This window comes from Paenibacillus alkaliterrae (genome assembly GCF_021532375.1).
Lineage (GTDB): Bacteria > Bacillota > Bacilli > Paenibacillales > Paenibacillaceae > Pristimantibacillus > Pristimantibacillus alkaliterrae.
Genome location: NZ_JAKGAP010000002.1, coordinates 222,977 through 239,610 on the forward strand (window position 1 = coordinate 222,977; position 16,634 = coordinate 239,610).

Annotated in this window: 13 protein-coding genes; all 13 read left to right on the forward strand. The window is 46.6% G+C overall.

What is annotated here, in order from left to right:
* Positions 1–41: 41 nt before the first annotated feature.
* The 13 genes from L1N85_RS01190 to L1N85_RS01250 all read left to right on the forward strand — a co-directional run bounded on the left by L1N85_RS01190 (position 42) and on the right by L1N85_RS01250 (position 16,593).
* Positions 42–4,355, forward strand: a complete 4,314-nt coding sequence (locus tag L1N85_RS01190; protein ID WP_235233955.1) for a PolC-type DNA polymerase III — start codon at positions 42–44, stop codon at positions 4,353–4,355.
* Positions 4,356–4,524: 169 nt separating this feature from the next.
* Complete coding sequence (rimP, locus tag L1N85_RS01195) at positions 4,525–4,986, forward strand: ribosome maturation factor RimP (RefSeq protein WP_235233958.1); 462 nt, start codon at positions 4,525–4,527, stop codon at positions 4,984–4,986.
* 52 nt (positions 4,987–5,038) lie between these two features.
* Complete coding sequence (nusA, locus tag L1N85_RS01200; RefSeq protein ID WP_235233966.1) at positions 5,039–6,136, forward strand: transcription termination factor NusA; 1,098 nt, start codon at positions 5,039–5,041, stop codon at positions 6,134–6,136.
* Between the two features lie 43 nt (positions 6,137–6,179).
* On the forward strand, positions 6,180–6,494 hold the full coding sequence (gene rnpM / locus L1N85_RS01205) for an RNase P modulator RnpM (RefSeq protein ID WP_328285126.1): 315 nt from the start codon (positions 6,180–6,182) through the stop codon (positions 6,492–6,494).
* Complete coding sequence (locus tag L1N85_RS01210; RefSeq protein WP_235233968.1) at positions 6,481–6,813, forward strand: L7Ae/L30e/S12e/Gadd45 family ribosomal protein; 333 nt, start codon at positions 6,481–6,483, stop codon at positions 6,811–6,813. The genes rnpM and L1N85_RS01210 overlap by 14 nt, the downstream gene beginning before the upstream one ends.
* Before the next feature lie 61 nt (positions 6,814–6,874).
* A complete protein-coding gene (gene infB, locus L1N85_RS01215; RefSeq protein ID WP_235234343.1) occupies positions 6,875–9,424 on the forward strand; it encodes a translation initiation factor IF-2 in 2,550 nt (849 codons plus the stop codon).
* Between the two features lie 9 nt (positions 9,425–9,433).
* The gene (gene rbfA / locus L1N85_RS01220; protein ID WP_235233975.1) at positions 9,434–9,790 is read left to right on the forward strand and encodes a 30S ribosome-binding factor RbfA; all 357 of its coding nucleotides are present in this window, start codon (positions 9,434–9,436) and stop codon (positions 9,788–9,790) included.
* On the forward strand, positions 9,787–10,779 hold the full coding sequence (locus L1N85_RS01225) for a DHH family phosphoesterase (protein ID WP_235233977.1): 993 nt from the start codon (positions 9,787–9,789) through the stop codon (positions 10,777–10,779). Before rbfA ends, L1N85_RS01225 begins: the two co-directional genes overlap by 4 nt.
* Positions 10,780–11,694 carry a tRNA pseudouridine(55) synthase TruB gene (gene truB, locus L1N85_RS01230; protein ID WP_235233983.1) on the forward strand — a complete coding sequence of 305 codons (915 nt, stop codon included), beginning with the start codon at positions 10,780–10,782 and terminating at the stop codon, positions 11,692–11,694. It abuts the gene before it with no gap.
* 43 nt (positions 11,695–11,737) lie between these two features.
* The gene (locus L1N85_RS01235) at positions 11,738–12,685 is read left to right on the forward strand and encodes a bifunctional riboflavin kinase/FAD synthetase (RefSeq protein WP_235233985.1); all 948 of its coding nucleotides are present in this window, start codon (positions 11,738–11,740) and stop codon (positions 12,683–12,685) included.
* A gap of 212 nt (positions 12,686–12,897) precedes the next feature.
* Entirely contained in the window at positions 12,898–13,167 is a 270-nt protein-coding gene (gene rpsO, locus L1N85_RS01240) for a 30S ribosomal protein S15 (RefSeq protein ID WP_235233997.1), read from the forward strand.
* Between the two features lie 154 nt (positions 13,168–13,321).
* Positions 13,322–15,421: a polyribonucleotide nucleotidyltransferase gene (gene pnp, locus L1N85_RS01245; RefSeq protein WP_235234005.1), complete on the forward strand. Its 2,100-nt coding sequence runs from the start codon at positions 13,322–13,324 to the stop codon at positions 15,419–15,421.
* Between the two features lie 167 nt (positions 15,422–15,588).
* On the forward strand, positions 15,589–16,593 hold the full coding sequence (locus L1N85_RS01250; RefSeq protein WP_235234013.1) for a polysaccharide deacetylase family protein: 1,005 nt from the start codon (positions 15,589–15,591) through the stop codon (positions 16,591–16,593).
* Positions 16,594–16,634 lie beyond the last annotated feature (41 nt).

Genomic DNA, 16,634 nt, shown 5'->3' on the forward strand with positions numbered 1-16,634 from the left:
ACTGAAGCTAGTTCGGTTCGGATCTTAAGGAGTGGAGTTTTATGAGCCAAACCGCAGCCAAGAGGCAGCGCTTTGAACTGCTATTACAGCAGTCAGAGCTGCCGCAGGAACTTATTCTTACTTATTTTCAAGATGGTTATATGGATCAAGTTATCGTTAGCAACAGCAACAGGGAATGGACGTTTTGCATCGGCAAAACGTCCATGGTTCCTTTACAGGCCTATAACGGCTTTTGTCAAGCGGTAAGAATGAAATTCGAGCATATCGCCAAGGTTTCATTTGTGTTCGTCTATGATCCGATTGTGGAAACCGAGTCAATCGTTCAGCAATATTGGGGATTGTTTATGGAATGGGCGCAGCGAGAAATAGCTTCCGCTAACGGCTGGCTGCAAAAAGCGAGTATCGAGGTCCAGGGCGATGTATTGACGTTATCTCTTCTCGATAACACCGGTCTCGAAATGGCCCGCAAAAAACGTCTGGACGATGAAATTATCCGTTTTTACAGTCATTATTTTCAACGCTCATGCAAAGTGAAAATGATTGTAAGTGAAACAAGGCAAGAAATCATTGATGAGTACGCCCTTCGTATTATGCAAGAAGAACGTGAGTATGTGCAGCAGCTAATGGCCAGTTCGCAATCGGAATCGGAATCGGATCCCGTGGATGAGGGAGAGGTTCGTCTCGCAGTCGGCTATGATATTAAAGAAGAGCCTGTCCCGCTGATGAACATTATGGAGGAAGAGAAGAAAATAACGGTTCAGGGTGCCGTGTTTGGCCTTGATGTGAAAGAGCTGCGCAACGGCAGCACACTATTTACCTTTAACGTAACGGATTTCTCGGATTCCATCGCGATGAAAATGTTTGCAAAGACGAAGGACGACGTTAAAATTTTAAATCAGCTTGCTAACGGAAAATGGGTCAAGGCGCGCGGACGTATCGAGTATGACCGCTTTATGCAGGAGCCCGAGCTTGTGATGATGCCAAACGACCTGCATGAGGTTAAGTCGCCTCCAGACCGAATGGATAAAGCGGAGGAGAAGAGAGTGGAATTTCACCTCCATACGACAATGAGCGCGATGGACGCCGTTACCCCCGTAGATGTATATGTGAAAACAGCGGCAAAATGGGGGCATAAGGCCATTGCCATAACCGATCACAGCAACGTGCAATGTTATCCGGATGCGAATAAAGCGGCGAAAAAAAACGGCATAAAAGTACTCTTCGGGCTAGAAGCAAATGTCGTGAATGATGCGGTTCCAATGGTGCTGGAGTCTAGGCCTGAGCCGCTGGCTTCGGCAACGTATGTCGTATTCGATATAGAGACGACCGGTTTATCGGTCATTAATAATAAGATTATTGAGCTCGCCGGCGTTAAAATGCGTGAAGGCAAAGAAATCGACCGATTTTCGACTCTGATCGATCCGCATGAGAAAATACCTTATCACATCACTCAGTTAACGAATATTACCGACGATATGGTCAAAGGCCAGCCTGAGCTGGAGCCAAAGCTGCGTGAATTCGTTGAATTTATCGGTGATGACGTACTTGTCGCGCATAATGCGCGCTTCGATATCGGCTTCATGCAAGCTAATTGCAAAGCGCTCGGAATGCCCGAGCTTAAAAATCCTGTTCTGGATACACTGGAGCTTGCACGCTTTATCCATCCTTCTCTAAAAAACCACCGTCTTAATACGCTTGCCGACAAATACAAGATCAGCCTTGAAAATCATCACCGCGCGGTCGATGACTCACTAGCATTAGGCGGTATTTTGTACGGTCTGATCGCCGATGCAGCTGAACGAAACATTACGAATCTGCATCAATTAAACGATTATGTGGGCATGGACTTATCGAATTCACGCCCTTTCCATTGCAATATTTACGCTTTGAATGCGGCAGGAAAGAAAAATCTGTTTAAACTCATTTCGCTTTCGCACACGGAATTTTTCAAAAGGGTGGCTACCATACCGAAAAGCAAGCTTGTTGAATTGCGTGAAGGTATACTCGTTATTTCCGGCTGCGAGAAAGGCGAGTTTTTTGAAACGGTACTGAATAAGTCGTATGAGGAAGCCGTTGAGGTAGCGCGTTTCTACGATGTGCTCGAGATTCAGCCGATTGATTTTTATATGCATCTAGTGGAAAAGGGCTTAGTCGGAAGCAGAGCCGAAATTGAACAAGCGCATCGGCGTATATGCCAAATTGGTGATGAGCTTGGAAAACCTGTCATCGCGACTGGCAATGTCCATTACTTGAATCCGCGCGACAAGATGTACCGTGATATTACAATTCACGGCATTACAGGCTTCAGCCCGCTCAAGAGTATACGGAAACCTGATGCTCATTTCCGGACAACGGAAGAAATGCTGGAAGAATTCGCTTTCTTAGGAGAGGCGAGAGCGCGTGAAGTCGTCGTGACGAATACGGTCGAGCTTGCGGACCGTTTTGAACCCTACGATATGTTCCCAACCGGACTTTTCGCGCCAAACATTGAAGGTGCCGACGAGGAAATTCGAAACACATGCTACGATACGGCAAAGTCGATGTATGGAGAGAATCTTCCGCAAGTCGTTATCGATCGTTTGGAGAAAGAGCTTATTCCTATCATTAAATTTAAATTTTCGGCCAATTACCTCATTTCGGAAAAGCTCGTGAAAAAATCGAATGCGGACGGATATCTCGTAGGCTCTAGGGGCTCAGTCGGTTCATCGGTCGTAGCTACTTTTCTCGGTATTTCCGAGGTTAATCCGCTGCCCGCCCACTATTTGTGTAAAAACTCAGAATGCCGTCACAGCGAATGGTTCTTGGATGGCAGCATACCAAGCGGATTCGATTTACCTGACAAGCTATGCCCGAATTGCGGTAAACCGATGAAGGGGGAAGGTCAGGACATTCCGTTTGAAACGTTCCTTGGCTTTAAAGGCGATAAGGTCCCCGATATCGATCTTAACTTTTCCGGTGACTACCAGCCGATAGCGCATAACTATACGAAAGTACTGTTTGGCGAGAAAAGCGTATTCCGTGCGGGTACGATCGGAACAGTCGCTGAGAAAACGGCATACGGCTTTGCGAAAAAATATGAAGAAGAGCATAACAAAAAATGGCGCGGGGCTGAGCTTTCAAGACTTGCAAGCGGCTGTACGGGAGTTAAGCGCAGTACGGGCCAGCATCCAGGCGGTATCGTTGTTGTTCCGGATTACATTGAAGTTGAAGATATCACGCCGGTCCAGTTTCCTGCAGACGATGTAAATGCAGAATGGAAAACGACCCATTTTGATTACCATGCTTTCGATGAGAATCTGCTCAAGCTCGATATTCTCGGGCACGATGATCCAACCATGATGCGGATGCTGCAGGACTTAACGGGCATTGATCCAACGACGATTCCCATGAACGATCCCAAGGTAATGAGCATGTTTAACTCAACGGCAGCACTTAAAGTGCCAGGCGAAAAGATACGTTCATCGGTAGCTACTTACGGCGTTCCCGAGATGGGAACCAAATTCGTTCGTCAGATGCTTCAGGAAACGCAGCCTTCTTCGTTTGCGGATTTACTGCAAATTTCCGGACTGTCGCATGGCACTGGAGTTTGGCTGGGCAACGCTCAGGAGCTTATCAAAAACGGCACATGTAACATTAAGACAGTAATCGGCTGTCGTGATGATATTATGCTTTATTTAATATATAAGGCAGGCATGGACGCAGGTCTCGCATTCAAAATAACGGAAAGCGTACGTAAAGGTAAAGGTCTTACACCGGAGTGGATCGAAGAAATGAAGCGCTGCAAGGTGCCTCAATGGTATATTGATTCTTGTTTGCGCATTGAGTATATGTTCCCGAAGGCCCATGCGGCAGCATACGTCATTTCGGCTGTTCGAACCGCATATTTCAAGCTGTATCACCCCATCGAATATTATGCGACGTACTTCACGGTACGTGCCGATGATTTTGATCTGGAACTGCTTTGCCAAGGCTATGATGCGATCCTGCGCAAGTTGATCGAAATAGAAGCGAAAGGCTTTAACGCGCTGCCGAAAGAGAAAAATATGGTCTCGCAATTGGAGATGTCGCTGGAAATGACAGCGCGGGGTTTCTCCTTTAAACCGATCGACCTGTACCGGTCAGATGCAACGAAATTTCTTGTTGACGGAGATTCGCTCATTCCGCCGTTTGCTGCAATTGCCGGAATCGGTGATAATGCAGCCCGTAATATCGCTGCTTCCAGAGCGGAAGGCGAGTACCTGTCAATTGAGGATTTCCAAATGAAATCCAAGGCGACTAAAACGATTATTGAGGTGCTCGGGAGTATGGGATGCTTCCGCGGATTGCCGGAATCGAATCAGCTTTCGTTGTTTTGACGAAGAGCCGACTAGAAAAGATTTCTTGTCACCCTTATGCGGTTATGTTATAATTTTTCTGGCAATGATGATGATAAAGACTTTGATGCAGAAGAGTGGGGAAACCCACTCTTTACGTTTTGTATTTGGCAAAATGGCATAGTGCGTATAAACAGGAGGTCAACCCAATTTGAGTACACCCAAAATCAAAACCGCCGTTGAGGAAATGGTTGGGCCCTATCTCAACAGTAATGGATTTGAACTGGTTGATATTGAATATGTAAAAGAAGGAAGCCATTTCTTCTTACGGATATTCGTGGATAAAGAAGGCGGCATCGATATCGATGATTGCGGCCGTATTAGTGAATTCGTAAGCGAACAATTGGATAAGAACGATCCGATTACAGACGCTTATTTTCTAGAGGTTTCTTCGCCCGGGGCAGAGAGACCGCTCAAGAAACAAGAAGATGTGACGAAAGCAATCGGTAAGCACGTTTACATAACGACATATGAACCGATTAGCGGCGCTAAAGAATTTGAAGGGCTGCTGCTTTCATTTGACGGTGAAGATGTGATTATTCGCGTCGGCAAGAAGGACCATACGATTCCCTATACGAAGGTTGCAAGCGCAAGATTAGCAATCGTTTTCTAAGATTATCCGGCAAGCAATCGTTTTATATATTGAAAGGGGGAACTCCATTCCGATGAGCATGGATTTTATTGAAGCATTGCAGGAAATCGAAAGAGATAAGGGGATTACCAAAGACGTTCTCCTGGAGGCGATCGAGGCTGCGCTTATCTCAAGCTACAAACGAAACTTTAATACGGCGCAAAACGTTCGTGTCGATATCAATCGCCATACTGGCGTAATAAAAGTATATGCGCGCAAAACGGTCGTTGACGAGGTGCTTGATCCGCGTCTGGAAATTACAGTGGAGGCGTCACGCGAAATTAATCCTCATTATCAGCTCGATGATGTTGCGGAAATCGAGGTTACACCGCGTGATTTCGGAAGAATTGCTGCCCAAACGGCAAAGCAGGTCGTCACGCAGCGCATTCGCGAAGCAGAGCGGGGGCTTATTTACAACGCGTTTATCGACAAAGAAGAAGATATCGTGAATGGGATCGTTCAGCGTCAGGATGTACGTAATTTATTTGTGGATTTAGGCAAGGTTGAAGCCGTGATGCCGCTGACTGAGCTTATGCCGACTGACAAGTTTAAGCATGGCGATCGCGTCAAATCGTATATTACGAAGGTTGAGAATACGACCAAAGGCCCTCAAATCATTTTATCTCGTACGCATCCAGGCCTCTTAAAACGACTTTTCGAGCTTGAAGTTCCAGAAATTTATGACGGCGTCGTTGAAATCCGTTCAGTTGCCCGGGAAGCCGGCTTCCGTTCCAAGATTGCTGTCCATACGCGTAATTCCGAGGTTGATCCTGTCGGTTCTTGCGTCGGACAAAAAGGGTTGCGCGTTCAAACGATCGTAAATGAACTCAAAGGCGAGAAAATCGATATCGTACGCTGGTCTGAAAATGTGGACGAATATGTTGCGAATGCGCTTAGCCCCTCCAAGGTTCTTGAGGTAATTGTATTCGAGCAGGAGAAGATGGCTAGAGTAATCGTTCCGGATTATCAGCTGTCGCTTGCGATCGGAATCAAAGGACAGAACGCAAGGCTTGCCGCTAAGCTTACCGGCTGGAAAATTGATATTAAGAGCGAGACGCAGGCGGAGCAAGAATACGGCCGTCCAAAATCGTTGACAACGATTATGCATCAAGACTCGGTTTCCATCGATTAATAGATTGGAAAACGTCAATTAAGCTGCAGAGGAGGGGTGTACGGTGAGACCGAGAAAAGTACCGCTTCGCAAGTGCGTCGCTTGTCAGGAGATGATGCCGAAGAAGGAACTCATCCGGATTGTGCGGACACCGGCCGACGAGGTGCAAATTGACCTGTCTGGCAAGAAGGCGGGACGCGGCGCTTATTTATGCGGCAAAGTGAATTGCTTCAAGCTGGCCAAAAAGTCGAAGGCGCTTGATCGAGCGCTTAAGCATCATGTAGGAGATCATATTTATGATCAGCTGGAGCAGGATTTTGTTGCGGTAGAGGAGCAGTTTATCGCGGGCAAGGAGCTGGTAAGCGATGAACCCGAATAAGAGCTTATCAACACTCGGCATGGCCATGCGCGCCGGTAAATTGATCACAGGCGATGAACTTGTTCTCAAAGCCGTTCGGAGCAAGCAAGCGCATCTCGTTATTATTGCTGGAGATGCTTCGTCTAATACGAAAAAAAAATTTCGTGATAAATGCAGCACCTACGGGATACAACTCGCCGAAGCATTCGACCGTGAGCAACTAGGAAAGGCGATAGGTAAGCCAGAACGCGTTGTGCTTGCGGTAACCGATGCGAATTTCGGAAAAATGATTGCGAGTCATCTGAGCCATAATACGGAGGTGGATCATATTGGACAATAAACAAGACAGCAAGGAAAGTAAAGATAAGCTGCGCGTTTACGAGTACGCCAAATCACTCAATATGAGCAGCAAAGAAATTATTACGATTCTTAAACGGCTGGACCTGCCCGTAAATAACCATATGAGTGTGATGGAGAACGAAATGGTGAGCAAGGTCGAGGGATTTTTCCGGAATATTAAGCAGAATGCTGCCGCCAAACGGGCTCAGGATTCGACAAGCGTAGCCGTATCCTCAACACAACCGACTGCAAGCAGGCCGCAATCGCAGCAGCCGCCGCAGCAAACGGGACGGGATAACAAAAATTCAAATCAAGATAGACAGGGGCCTATGAATTCTATTAATACAAAAACACAAACCAACCAACCGCAGAGTGAAACAAGAGCAGCAGGCAATCAAAACAGTCGTCCGTCACATCAATCAAGTAATAACCGACCTTCCCAAGGGAACTCGAATAGCGCTCGTCCGAACCAAGGACAAGGCGGTCAAGGTAATCGTCAGGGGCAAACGGGCAGCAGCCCGAATCGTCCCGCACAAGGCGCGGGCGGGCAAAATAACCGCCCTGCTCCATCCGGTCAGAACCGCAGCACGCAAGGCGGACAAGGGACTTCAAGCAGTCGTCCGGGCGCGCCTCGCCAAGATGCCGGAAGTCGTCCAGCACCGCAAGGTCAGAGCCGTTCTTTCGACTCCAGACCTGCGCAAGGACAAGGACGCAGCAGTGACGATGCTAAGAAAAATACAAGACCGGGCCAAAAGCGGTTTGACGATGGAAAACCAAACGGATATAGAGGGAATAACCGTGGACCGAAGGGGCGCGGAGGAAAGTTCCAACAACAGCCGCCGCGTGAAAAAATCGATAATACGCCTAAGAAAATTATCGTTCGCGGTACTATGACCGTTGGGGATTTGGCCAAATTGCTTCATAAGGATGCTTCCGAAGTTATCAAAAAGCTCATTTTCCTTGGCGTAATGGCTACGATCAACCAAGAAATCGATATGGATGCGATTCATTTGATCGCTACTGACTATGGTGTAGAGGTAGAAGTGAAAATCCCTGTCGAGGAAGATTCGTTTGAAACGGTGGAAGAAACCGATGAAGATGGAGACTTGGTTTCGCGTCCGCCGGTTGTTACAATCATGGGTCACGTTGACCATGGTAAAACAACCTTACTTGATGCTATTCGCAAGACAAATGTTACGGGCGGCGAAGCTGGAGGCATCACTCAGCATATCGGTGCTTATCAGGTCGAAATCAATTCTAAAAAAATCACATTCCTCGATACACCTGGTCATGAGGCCTTTACATTAATGCGTGCCCGCGGTGCCCAGGTTACCGACATTACGATCATTGTCGTAGCTGCCGATGACGGCATCATGCCTCAGACGGTGGAGGCCATCAACCATGCCAAAGCAGCAGGAGTGCCAATAATCGTAGCCGTCAACAAAATTGATAAGCCTGAAGCTAATGTAGACAAAATCAAGCAAGAAATGACCGAGTATGAGCTCGTTCCCGAGGAGTGGGGCGGCGATACGATTTTCGTTGAGGTTTCTGCAAAGCAGCGGATCGGCTTGGAAGGACTTCTTGAAATGATTTTGCTAGTCGCTGAGGTTAACGACTACAAGGCAAATCCCGACAAACGTGCTCGCGCTACGGTTATCGAAGCGGAGCTTGATAAAGGTAAAGGACCTGTCGCTCGCATACTCGTACAACACGGAACTCTTAAAATCGGAGATGCATTCGTCGCTGGCAACTGCTTCGGCCGCGTAAGAGCGATGGTTAACGATAAAGGCCGCCGATTAAAAGAAGCTGGCCCATCGACTCCGATCGAGATTACTGGCTTAACAGAAGTTCCACAAGCTGGAGATCCGTTTATGGTGTTCGAAGATGAGCGTAAAGCACGTGCGATCGCTGATCGCCGCTCAATTAAACAACGCCAATCCGATATGGGAGCAAATACTCGCGTTACTCTTGACGATCTGTATAGTCACATCAAAGATGGTGAAATTAAAGATCTGAACGTTATTATTAAATCCGACGTTCAAGGTTCGTCCGAAGCACTTAAAGGCTCGCTAGCCAAGATTGAAATTGAAGGCGTTCGCGTGAAAATCATCCATAGCGGCGTAGGCGCGATTACGGAATCGGACATTATTTTGGCGTCAGCCTCCAATGCCATCGTTATCGGTTTTAACGTCCGGCCAGACCCGCAGGCGGAAGCAACCATTGCACAAGAAAAGGTCGACGTACGTATGCATCGCGTAATTTACAACGTAATCGATGAAATTGAGCAAGCAATGAAGGGTATGCTGGATCCAATCTTCAAAGAGGTTGTAATCGGCCATGCAGAGGTTCGAAACGTATTTAAAGTGACGAAGGTAGGCGCGATTGCCGGTTGTATGATTACTTCCGGTAAAATCACGCGTAATGCCGAAGCGCGGCTTATCCGCGGCGGTATCGTCGTTTTCACGGGTAAGATTGATTCCCTTAAACGCTTCAAAGATGATGCAAAAGAAGTTGCGCAAGGCTACGAATGCGGGATCACGCTTGATCGTTACAACGATGTAAGAGAGGGCGATACGATCGAAGCGTTTGTCATGGAATCCGTAGAGAGGTGAGTATATAGCATGGCGAAAATTCGGGTAGGACGGGTCGGCGAGCAAATAAAAAAAGAGCTGAGCCAAATTATTCAAACGGAACTTAAAGATCCGAGAATCGGCTTTATTACCGTCACGGGTGTCGAAACGTCGAGCGATTTATCGCAAGCGAAAGTTTATCTTAGCGTACTTGGCAGCGATGAGCAGAAGGAAGCTACGCTGAAGGCTCTGGCAAGCGGAACGGGCTTCATCCGTACTGAGCTTGGTAAGCGGATGCGCCTTCGTCATACACCTGTTCTTTTGTTTAAGTTTGACAGCAGTATTGAATACGGCAGCCGAATTGAGGCTCTTCTTGAAAACATCAACAGCGGGAACCAAACACGATGACAGTACGGGACAGTTATTTGAAGCAGTTGGACGAAGCGCTGACGTTTATGAGAGATGCGAACAACTTTCTCGTCGTATCGCATGTTCAGCCGGACGGCGATGCAATCAGCTCTACTTTAGTTGTTGATTGGCTGCTTCAGAAGCTGGGCAAAACGGCAGTTCTTATGAATGAAAGCGAGCTGCCGTCCAGGCTGAGTTACCTGAATGGCTTCGATAAAATCATTCTTTATAAACAAGCTGCTCTGGTCCTGAAATTCGACTTCATTATAGCGGTCGATTGTGCGGATTTCAGACGTATTGGGGAAGCAGCAAGCAGCTTTGCTCCAGATGCAAAGCTGCTAAATATCGATCATCATCCGACAAATAATTCGTTTGGCGCCGTAAATGTTATCCGACCAGAAGCTGCTGCTACCGTTGAAATCTTGTTCGATTTAATCGAAAGAGCAGGCATATTGCTTGAATTAAGCTGTGCCACGGCAATTTATACAGGACTTTTGACGGATACTGGCGGGTTCAGATATTCAAATACGAGTCCGCGTGTCATGGAGATCGCTTCGCAGCTTCTTGCGATAGGGGTGTCTGGAAATGAGCTTGCCGATCATTTGCTTGAGAAAATGACAATGGCCAAGCTTAAGCTTTTACAAACGGCACTTAATCGTCTTACTTTTTCGGAAAATCTTGAAATCGGTTGGGTCTTTATTGGCAAAGAAGACCTGCGAGAGACAGGAGCCGTTTCGGAGGATCTTGAAGGTATCGTTAACTATGCGCTTAACGTTGACGGTGTTGAAGTCGGCATATTATTTAAGGAAGCAGAAGATGGCGGCGTTAAAGCAAGTCTTCGCTCTGCAGGCAAAGTAAATGTGGCTGCAATCGCGCAATCCTTTGGCGGAGGCGGACATGTTAGGGCTGCTGGTTGCAGGTTAGACGGTCCGCTGCCAGAGGCTATTCAACAGCTGGTGGATGCGGTTAGAAAGGCGTTGATTGAATAGATGGACGGCATTTTGGCAGTTTGGAAGCCTGAAGGCTGGACTTCTCACGATGTTGTTGCGAAAGTTCGGCGCATATTGAAGATGAAGCGGATCGGTCATGCAGGAACGCTTGATCCGATGGTAACGGGCGTATTGCCGTTATGTCTCGGACGTGCAACGAGAGTAGTCGAATATATTCAAGAGAGGCCTAAAGCTTATGAGGCCGTACTCCAATTAGGCATCGCAACCGACACCGAAGATATCACCGGAACGGTCATTGAGCGTCAATCCTCTATTGCTGTTTCGGAGGATGATATTCGTGAAGCTCTTGAACGGTTTATAGGTGAAATTGAACAGGTACCGCCTATGTATTCAGCAATTAAAATCGACGGCAAGCGTCTGTACGAGCTGGCTAGAGAAGGTAAAACGGTCGAGCGAAAGTCAAGAAAGGTTACGATTCACCAAATAGAGCTGATCGAAGCGCAGCTTAAGCAGGAACAACCGAAAATAACATTTTCGGTCGTTTGTTCAAAAGGCACTTACATTCGGACCCTATGTGTTGACATTGGCAAAGCGCTGGGTGTTCCGGCAACAATGGCTCATCTTACGAGAACAATGTCTGGCGGCATAACGAAAGAAAGCTGCCTGAGCCTCGAGCAAATTGAACAATTGCAGCTAGCTGGCGAACTGAGTGAGCATTTGATTGAAGCGGATCATGCGATTACTCATTTGAAGCAAGCAGTAGTGCCGACAGCGATTGGAAGGCTTGCGCTGCTCGGCCAGAAGGTTGGTTTAGAGCATGCTGACATGAATCCGGATGACATGAAGGATGGTCAATTCGTCCGTTTATATAATGTGGAACAAACCTTTCTGGGCATCTACCAGATCGATACGTCATTAGCTGTCATCAAGCCAGTTAAAGTGTTTTCAACATAATCGATTGATTAAGAAGTTAATAGGAAATGCAGGTGTTTCAGCGATGGAAATTATACCATTAAGTTATCCTTTAAACGGTTTGTCCACATTATCGCTGGACAAGCCGCTTTCCATAGCTATCGGTCATTTTGACGGCGTTCATCGCGGGCACCAGAATGTCATTCGCCAGGCTGTCCGAGAGGCGAAGGAGGCCGATTTGCTATCTGCGGTTTTAACATTTGATCCCCACCCGAAGGAAGTACTCGGGCAAGGCGATCAATATTACCACTGCTTAACGCCGTTAAACGTTAAAATGGCTTTGTTTGCGGAGCTAGGTATAGATCTTGTATTTATTATGAGATTTAATACTGAGTTTGCTGCCGTATCTCCTAAACGTTTTGTGGATGAAGTTCTACGTACGCTTCGCGCAAAGCAGGTAGTTGTAGGGTTTGATTTCAACTTCGGTCATCGCGGTGAAGGAGATACAGAAGCATTAAAGCAATTGGGACAACCAGATATTGCTGTGCATGTCGTAGAACCGTTGTTCGAGAACGGAATTAAGGTTAGCAGCACTTACGTTCGAGAATCATTGGAACAGGGAGATTTGAAATTAGCAGAACGTTTGCTGGGAAGGCTCTATGAAGTCGCAGGTACGGTCGTTCATGGCGATGGAAGAGGAAGAACAATTGGTTTTCCAACGGCTAATCTGCATTTCAAGCATCCCTATATCGCACCAAGACTTGGCGTCTATGCGATTACGGCGTGGATCGGCGATGTCGCTTATCCAGGCGTATTAAACCACGGTTTAAAACCTACCTTTAACAAGCAAGAGGTGCAGCCTGTTATGGAGGCACATCTCTTTGATTTCAATGGCGATATCTATGGCGAGCAGCTGCGTATTCAATTCCGATCCTTCATCCGTTCGGAGCGTAAATTCAATTCAATAAATGAGCTTGTCAAGCAAATAGAAGCTGACTCTCTCGAGGCCAGAAACTTAGCGGGACTTCATTGATTTTCCTGCATGAAATGGCTGCATTTTATCGTTAAAATCAAGAAGCTTACGATTGCCTCGACAAGTGTACTTCTAATATGTTATACTTTACAACGTTGTGAGTAGACATACATTAAGCATGTCCTGCACATAAACTTAACCTTAGCTTGGGTGTCCGATCTCACCGGCGGCAGCGAGGCTAATGGCGATTATCTAGAAGGAGGTGAATTAGGATGGCAATTACACAAGAACGTAAACATGAACTGATTGAGACGCATAAAACACATGCAACGGATACTGGTTCTCCAGAGGTTCAAGTCGCTATCCTGACTGAAAACATCGTTAACTTGACTCAACATTTGCGGGAGCACAAGAAAGATCACCATTCCCGTCGTGGTTTGCTCAAGATGGTAGGCCAGCGCCGTAAGCTGCTTGCATACTTGAAGAATAATGATGTTAGACGTTACAGCGCATTGATCGAAAAACTCGGCCTTCGCCGATAAAACATGCGTAATGAAAAGCAACCTGGTTGTCCTGCCGTCCGGGAATATCGGATACGCGCGGAATCGGGTTGCTTTTTGTAATAGGAAAAGACTCAGAAAAAATATCCAATTAATTCATGAAATAAACCTTTGAATAATAAATAGGAGGGATAAAATGGTACAACGAATTGAAATGACGGTAGGCGGAAGACCGCTGTCGATCGAAACGGGTCGTCTTGCTAAGCAAGCGAATGCTGCTGTAACCGTACAATATGGCGATACTGTCGTTTTATGTACAGTAACGGCATCTGCAGGACCAAAAGATTTAGATTTCTTCCCACTGACAGTTAACTACGAAGAACGCTTGTACGCTGTCGGGAAAATTCCAGGCGGATTTATCAAACGTGAAGGCCGTCCAAGCGAGAAGGCTATTTTGTCCAGCCGTCTTACCGACAGGCCTATTCGTCCGTTATTCCCGGAAGGCTTCAGGAATGATGTGCAAGTGATGAATATGGTCATGAGCGTGGATCAAGACTGCTCACCGGAAATTGCTGCTATGATCGGTACATCAGCTGCTTTGTCGATTTCCGACGTGCCGTTTGACGGTCCGATCGGCGGTGTTATCGTAGCTCGCGTGGACGGTCAGTTTCTTATTAACCCGACCGTTGATCAAGAACAGAAAACCGATCTTTTTGTCGTAGTTGCAGGTACCAAGGATGCAATTATGATGGTTGAGGCGGAAGCGAATGAGGTTACAGAGGATGTCATGCTGGAAGCCATTATGTTCGGACATGACGAAATCAAGAACATCGTAGCCAAAATCGAAGAGCTGCAAGCGATAGCCGGCAAACCGAAAATGGAAGTTAAGCTACATACCGTTAACGAGCAAGTGAGTGCCGACGTTCGCGCGTTTGCATCCACCGAGCTTATTGCAGCGATTAGAGTTGAAGAGAAGCATGCTCGCCAAGATGCGATCGATGCTGTGAACAGCGCAGCAGCCGCTCATTTCGAAGAGCAATATGCAGATACGCCTGAGCTGCTTTCCGATGTGAAGGAAGTCCTTTATGATATCGTGAAGGAAGAGGTTCGCCGTCTTATTTCACATGACAAAGTACGTCCCGACGGCCGCAAGCTTGAAGAAATTCGTCCTATCGATTGCGACGTGGCGCTCTTGCCTCGTACACATGGATCCGGCTTGTTCACCCGCGGACAAACACAAGCGCTAAGTGTTTGTACGCTCGGAGCAATGGGTGATGTTCAAATTTTGGACGGCATTTCACCTGAGGAAACGAAACGCTTCATGCATCATTATAACTTTCCGCCGTTCAGCGTTGGCGAGGCTCGTCCTCTTCGTCCGCCAGGACGCCGCGAAATTGGTCACGGTGCGCTTGGAGAACGTGCGCTTTCCAAAGTAATTCCATCGGAAGCGGATTTCCCTTATACGATTCGTCTCGTTTCTGAAGTATTGGAATCGAACGGGTCATCGTCTCAAGCAAGTATTTGTGCAAGCACACTTGCCATGATGGATGCGGGTGTACCAATCAAGGCACCTGTGGCAGGTATTGCAATGGGACTTATCAAGGATGGCGACCAATTCGCTATTTTGTCCGATATACAAGGAATGGAAGATCATCTCGGCGATATGGACTTTAAGGTTGCGGGTACCGCTGAAGGCGTTACAGCTATCCAGATGGATATTAAAATTGCAGGTATTAACCGTGCGATCCTGCAGCAGTCGCTCGAGCAGGCTCGCCAAGGCCGGCTTTTCATTTTAAACAAAATGCTTGAAAGCTTGCCAACTTCGCGTACAAGCTTATCCAAATATGCTCCGAAAATTTTGACGCTTCGCATTAACCCGGACAAAATCCGTGACGTTATTGGCGCAGGCGGTAAAATCATTAACAAGATTATCGAAGAAACCGGAGTAAAAATCGATATCGAGCAAGATGGTATGGTATTCATTGCTTCCTCTAACGAAGAAATGAACCAGAAGGCAAAATCGATTATCGAAGGCATCGTGAAGGAAGTTGTAGTAGGTGAAATTTATGTTGGTACCGTTAAACGCGTAGAGAAATTCGGTGCGTTCGTAGAAATTTTGCCGAACAAGGATGGACTTGTCCATATTTCCCAACTTTCAACAGAGCGCGTTGCCAAAACTGAGGATGTCGTCAACATTGGCGACCAAATCAAGGTAAAAGTAACGGAGATCGATCAACAAGGCAGAATTAATCTGTCTGCAAAAGTACTTATGACACAAGAAGCAGCTCCGCAGTAAGCGGCCGGCTTTTGTCGTCCCTATAGTATGAGAGAAAAGAGTCAGATTAGATCTGTCTCTTTTTGTTTTCCGCATAATCTCGTCCTATTTTTCATAAGTATGGATGAACGTGCATCCTTGTGGCTGGATCACAGGTGCATGAGAGACCGCTTATGGGAGTGGGGATAATGATAGTTAGAAAAGCTGCTGCAATCGCAGCAAGCATGCTCATTGTATTAATATTCGTGAGTATGAATAGTGATGTATCCCGTTTTCTTGCCACTTTGAAATACGGTGAAGCAAGTCCTGTAATATCCAAAGCAATCTATTCCGAATCGGTCAAGCTGGAATTGCTTCAGATCATAAAAAGCGAAGCGGAGAAACGAAAAATTGCTCCTGTGAATGCTAAAATCGATCGGGTATGGAAAGCAATTCCAGGTTATAACGGGCTTGAGGTTGATGTTGACAAATCGCTTGAAGCCACGCTGTTAGCTCCAGCCTCTAATACGATCCGTTATGTTTATAGAGAAGTGAAACCGAAAATTTCGTTGGAGGATTTGGGGCCGTATCCTATTTATCGCGGAAATCCGAACAAAAAAATGATTTCTTTGATGATCAATGTAGCGTGGGGAAACGAATACATAGATTCTATTTTAAACACACTTAAGCGGGAAAACGTGAAGGCTACCTTTTTTCTTGATGGAAGCTGGTTGAAAAAATACCCTGAAATTGCAAAGCGAATCCAGTCCTACGGCCATGAAATGTCAAATCATGCGTATACTCATCCCGATATGAGAATGCTAAGCAGACAGGAAGCGTACAAACAAATTTCGAAAACGGAAGACCTGTTAAAGTCAACGCTAAAGGTGCAAAATAAATGGTTTGCTCCACCTTCAGGCTCATTCAGTCAAGCTACGGTGCAAATCGCTGAGGAGCAAGGCTTAAAAACCGTATTGTGGACGATTGACACCATTGACTGGAAGAATCCATCAGCCGATACAATCTTGCGTAGCGTTTCGGCAAAGCTTGAGCCGGGCGCCCTTATCTTGATGCATCCCACATCTTCGACCCGAGATGCAATCGGAGGTATAATTGCCGCCGCTAAGGCTAAGGGTTACATGATCGGAACGGTAAGTGAAACGCTTTCGTCTGCCCGTATTCCCACTGTTGTTGAGGGGACAGATGGTTTCTGATATAGTAAAAATATTGTTGTTTAGAGCGCATGTATACGAAA

Coding starts and splice junctions, on each gene's coding strand:
- L1N85_RS01235 (WP_235233985.1), top strand. CDS start 11,738: ATGGAAATTATACCATTAAGTTATCCTTTAAACGGTTTGTCCACATTA.
- rpsO (WP_235233997.1), top strand. CDS start 12,898: ATGGCAATTACACAAGAACGTAAACATGAACTGATTGAGACGCATAAA.
- nusA (WP_235233966.1), top strand. CDS start 5,039: ATGAGCATGGATTTTATTGAAGCATTGCAGGAAATCGAAAGAGATAAG.
- infB (WP_235234343.1), top strand. CDS start 6,875: ATGAGCAGCAAAGAAATTATTACGATTCTTAAACGGCTGGACCTGCCC.
- L1N85_RS01250 (WP_235234013.1), top strand. CDS start 15,589: ATGATAGTTAGAAAAGCTGCTGCAATCGCAGCAAGCATGCTCATTGTA.
- L1N85_RS01190 (WP_235233955.1), top strand. CDS start 42: ATGAGCCAAACCGCAGCCAAGAGGCAGCGCTTTGAACTGCTATTACAG.
- pnp (WP_235234005.1), top strand. CDS start 13,322: ATGGTACAACGAATTGAAATGACGGTAGGCGGAAGACCGCTGTCGATC.
- L1N85_RS01210 (WP_235233968.1), top strand. CDS start 6,481: ATGAACCCGAATAAGAGCTTATCAACACTCGGCATGGCCATGCGCGCC.
- rbfA (WP_235233975.1), top strand. CDS start 9,434: ATGGCGAAAATTCGGGTAGGACGGGTCGGCGAGCAAATAAAAAAAGAG.
- L1N85_RS01225 (WP_235233977.1), top strand. CDS start 9,787: ATGACAGTACGGGACAGTTATTTGAAGCAGTTGGACGAAGCGCTGACG.
- truB (WP_235233983.1), top strand. CDS start 10,780: ATGGACGGCATTTTGGCAGTTTGGAAGCCTGAAGGCTGGACTTCTCAC.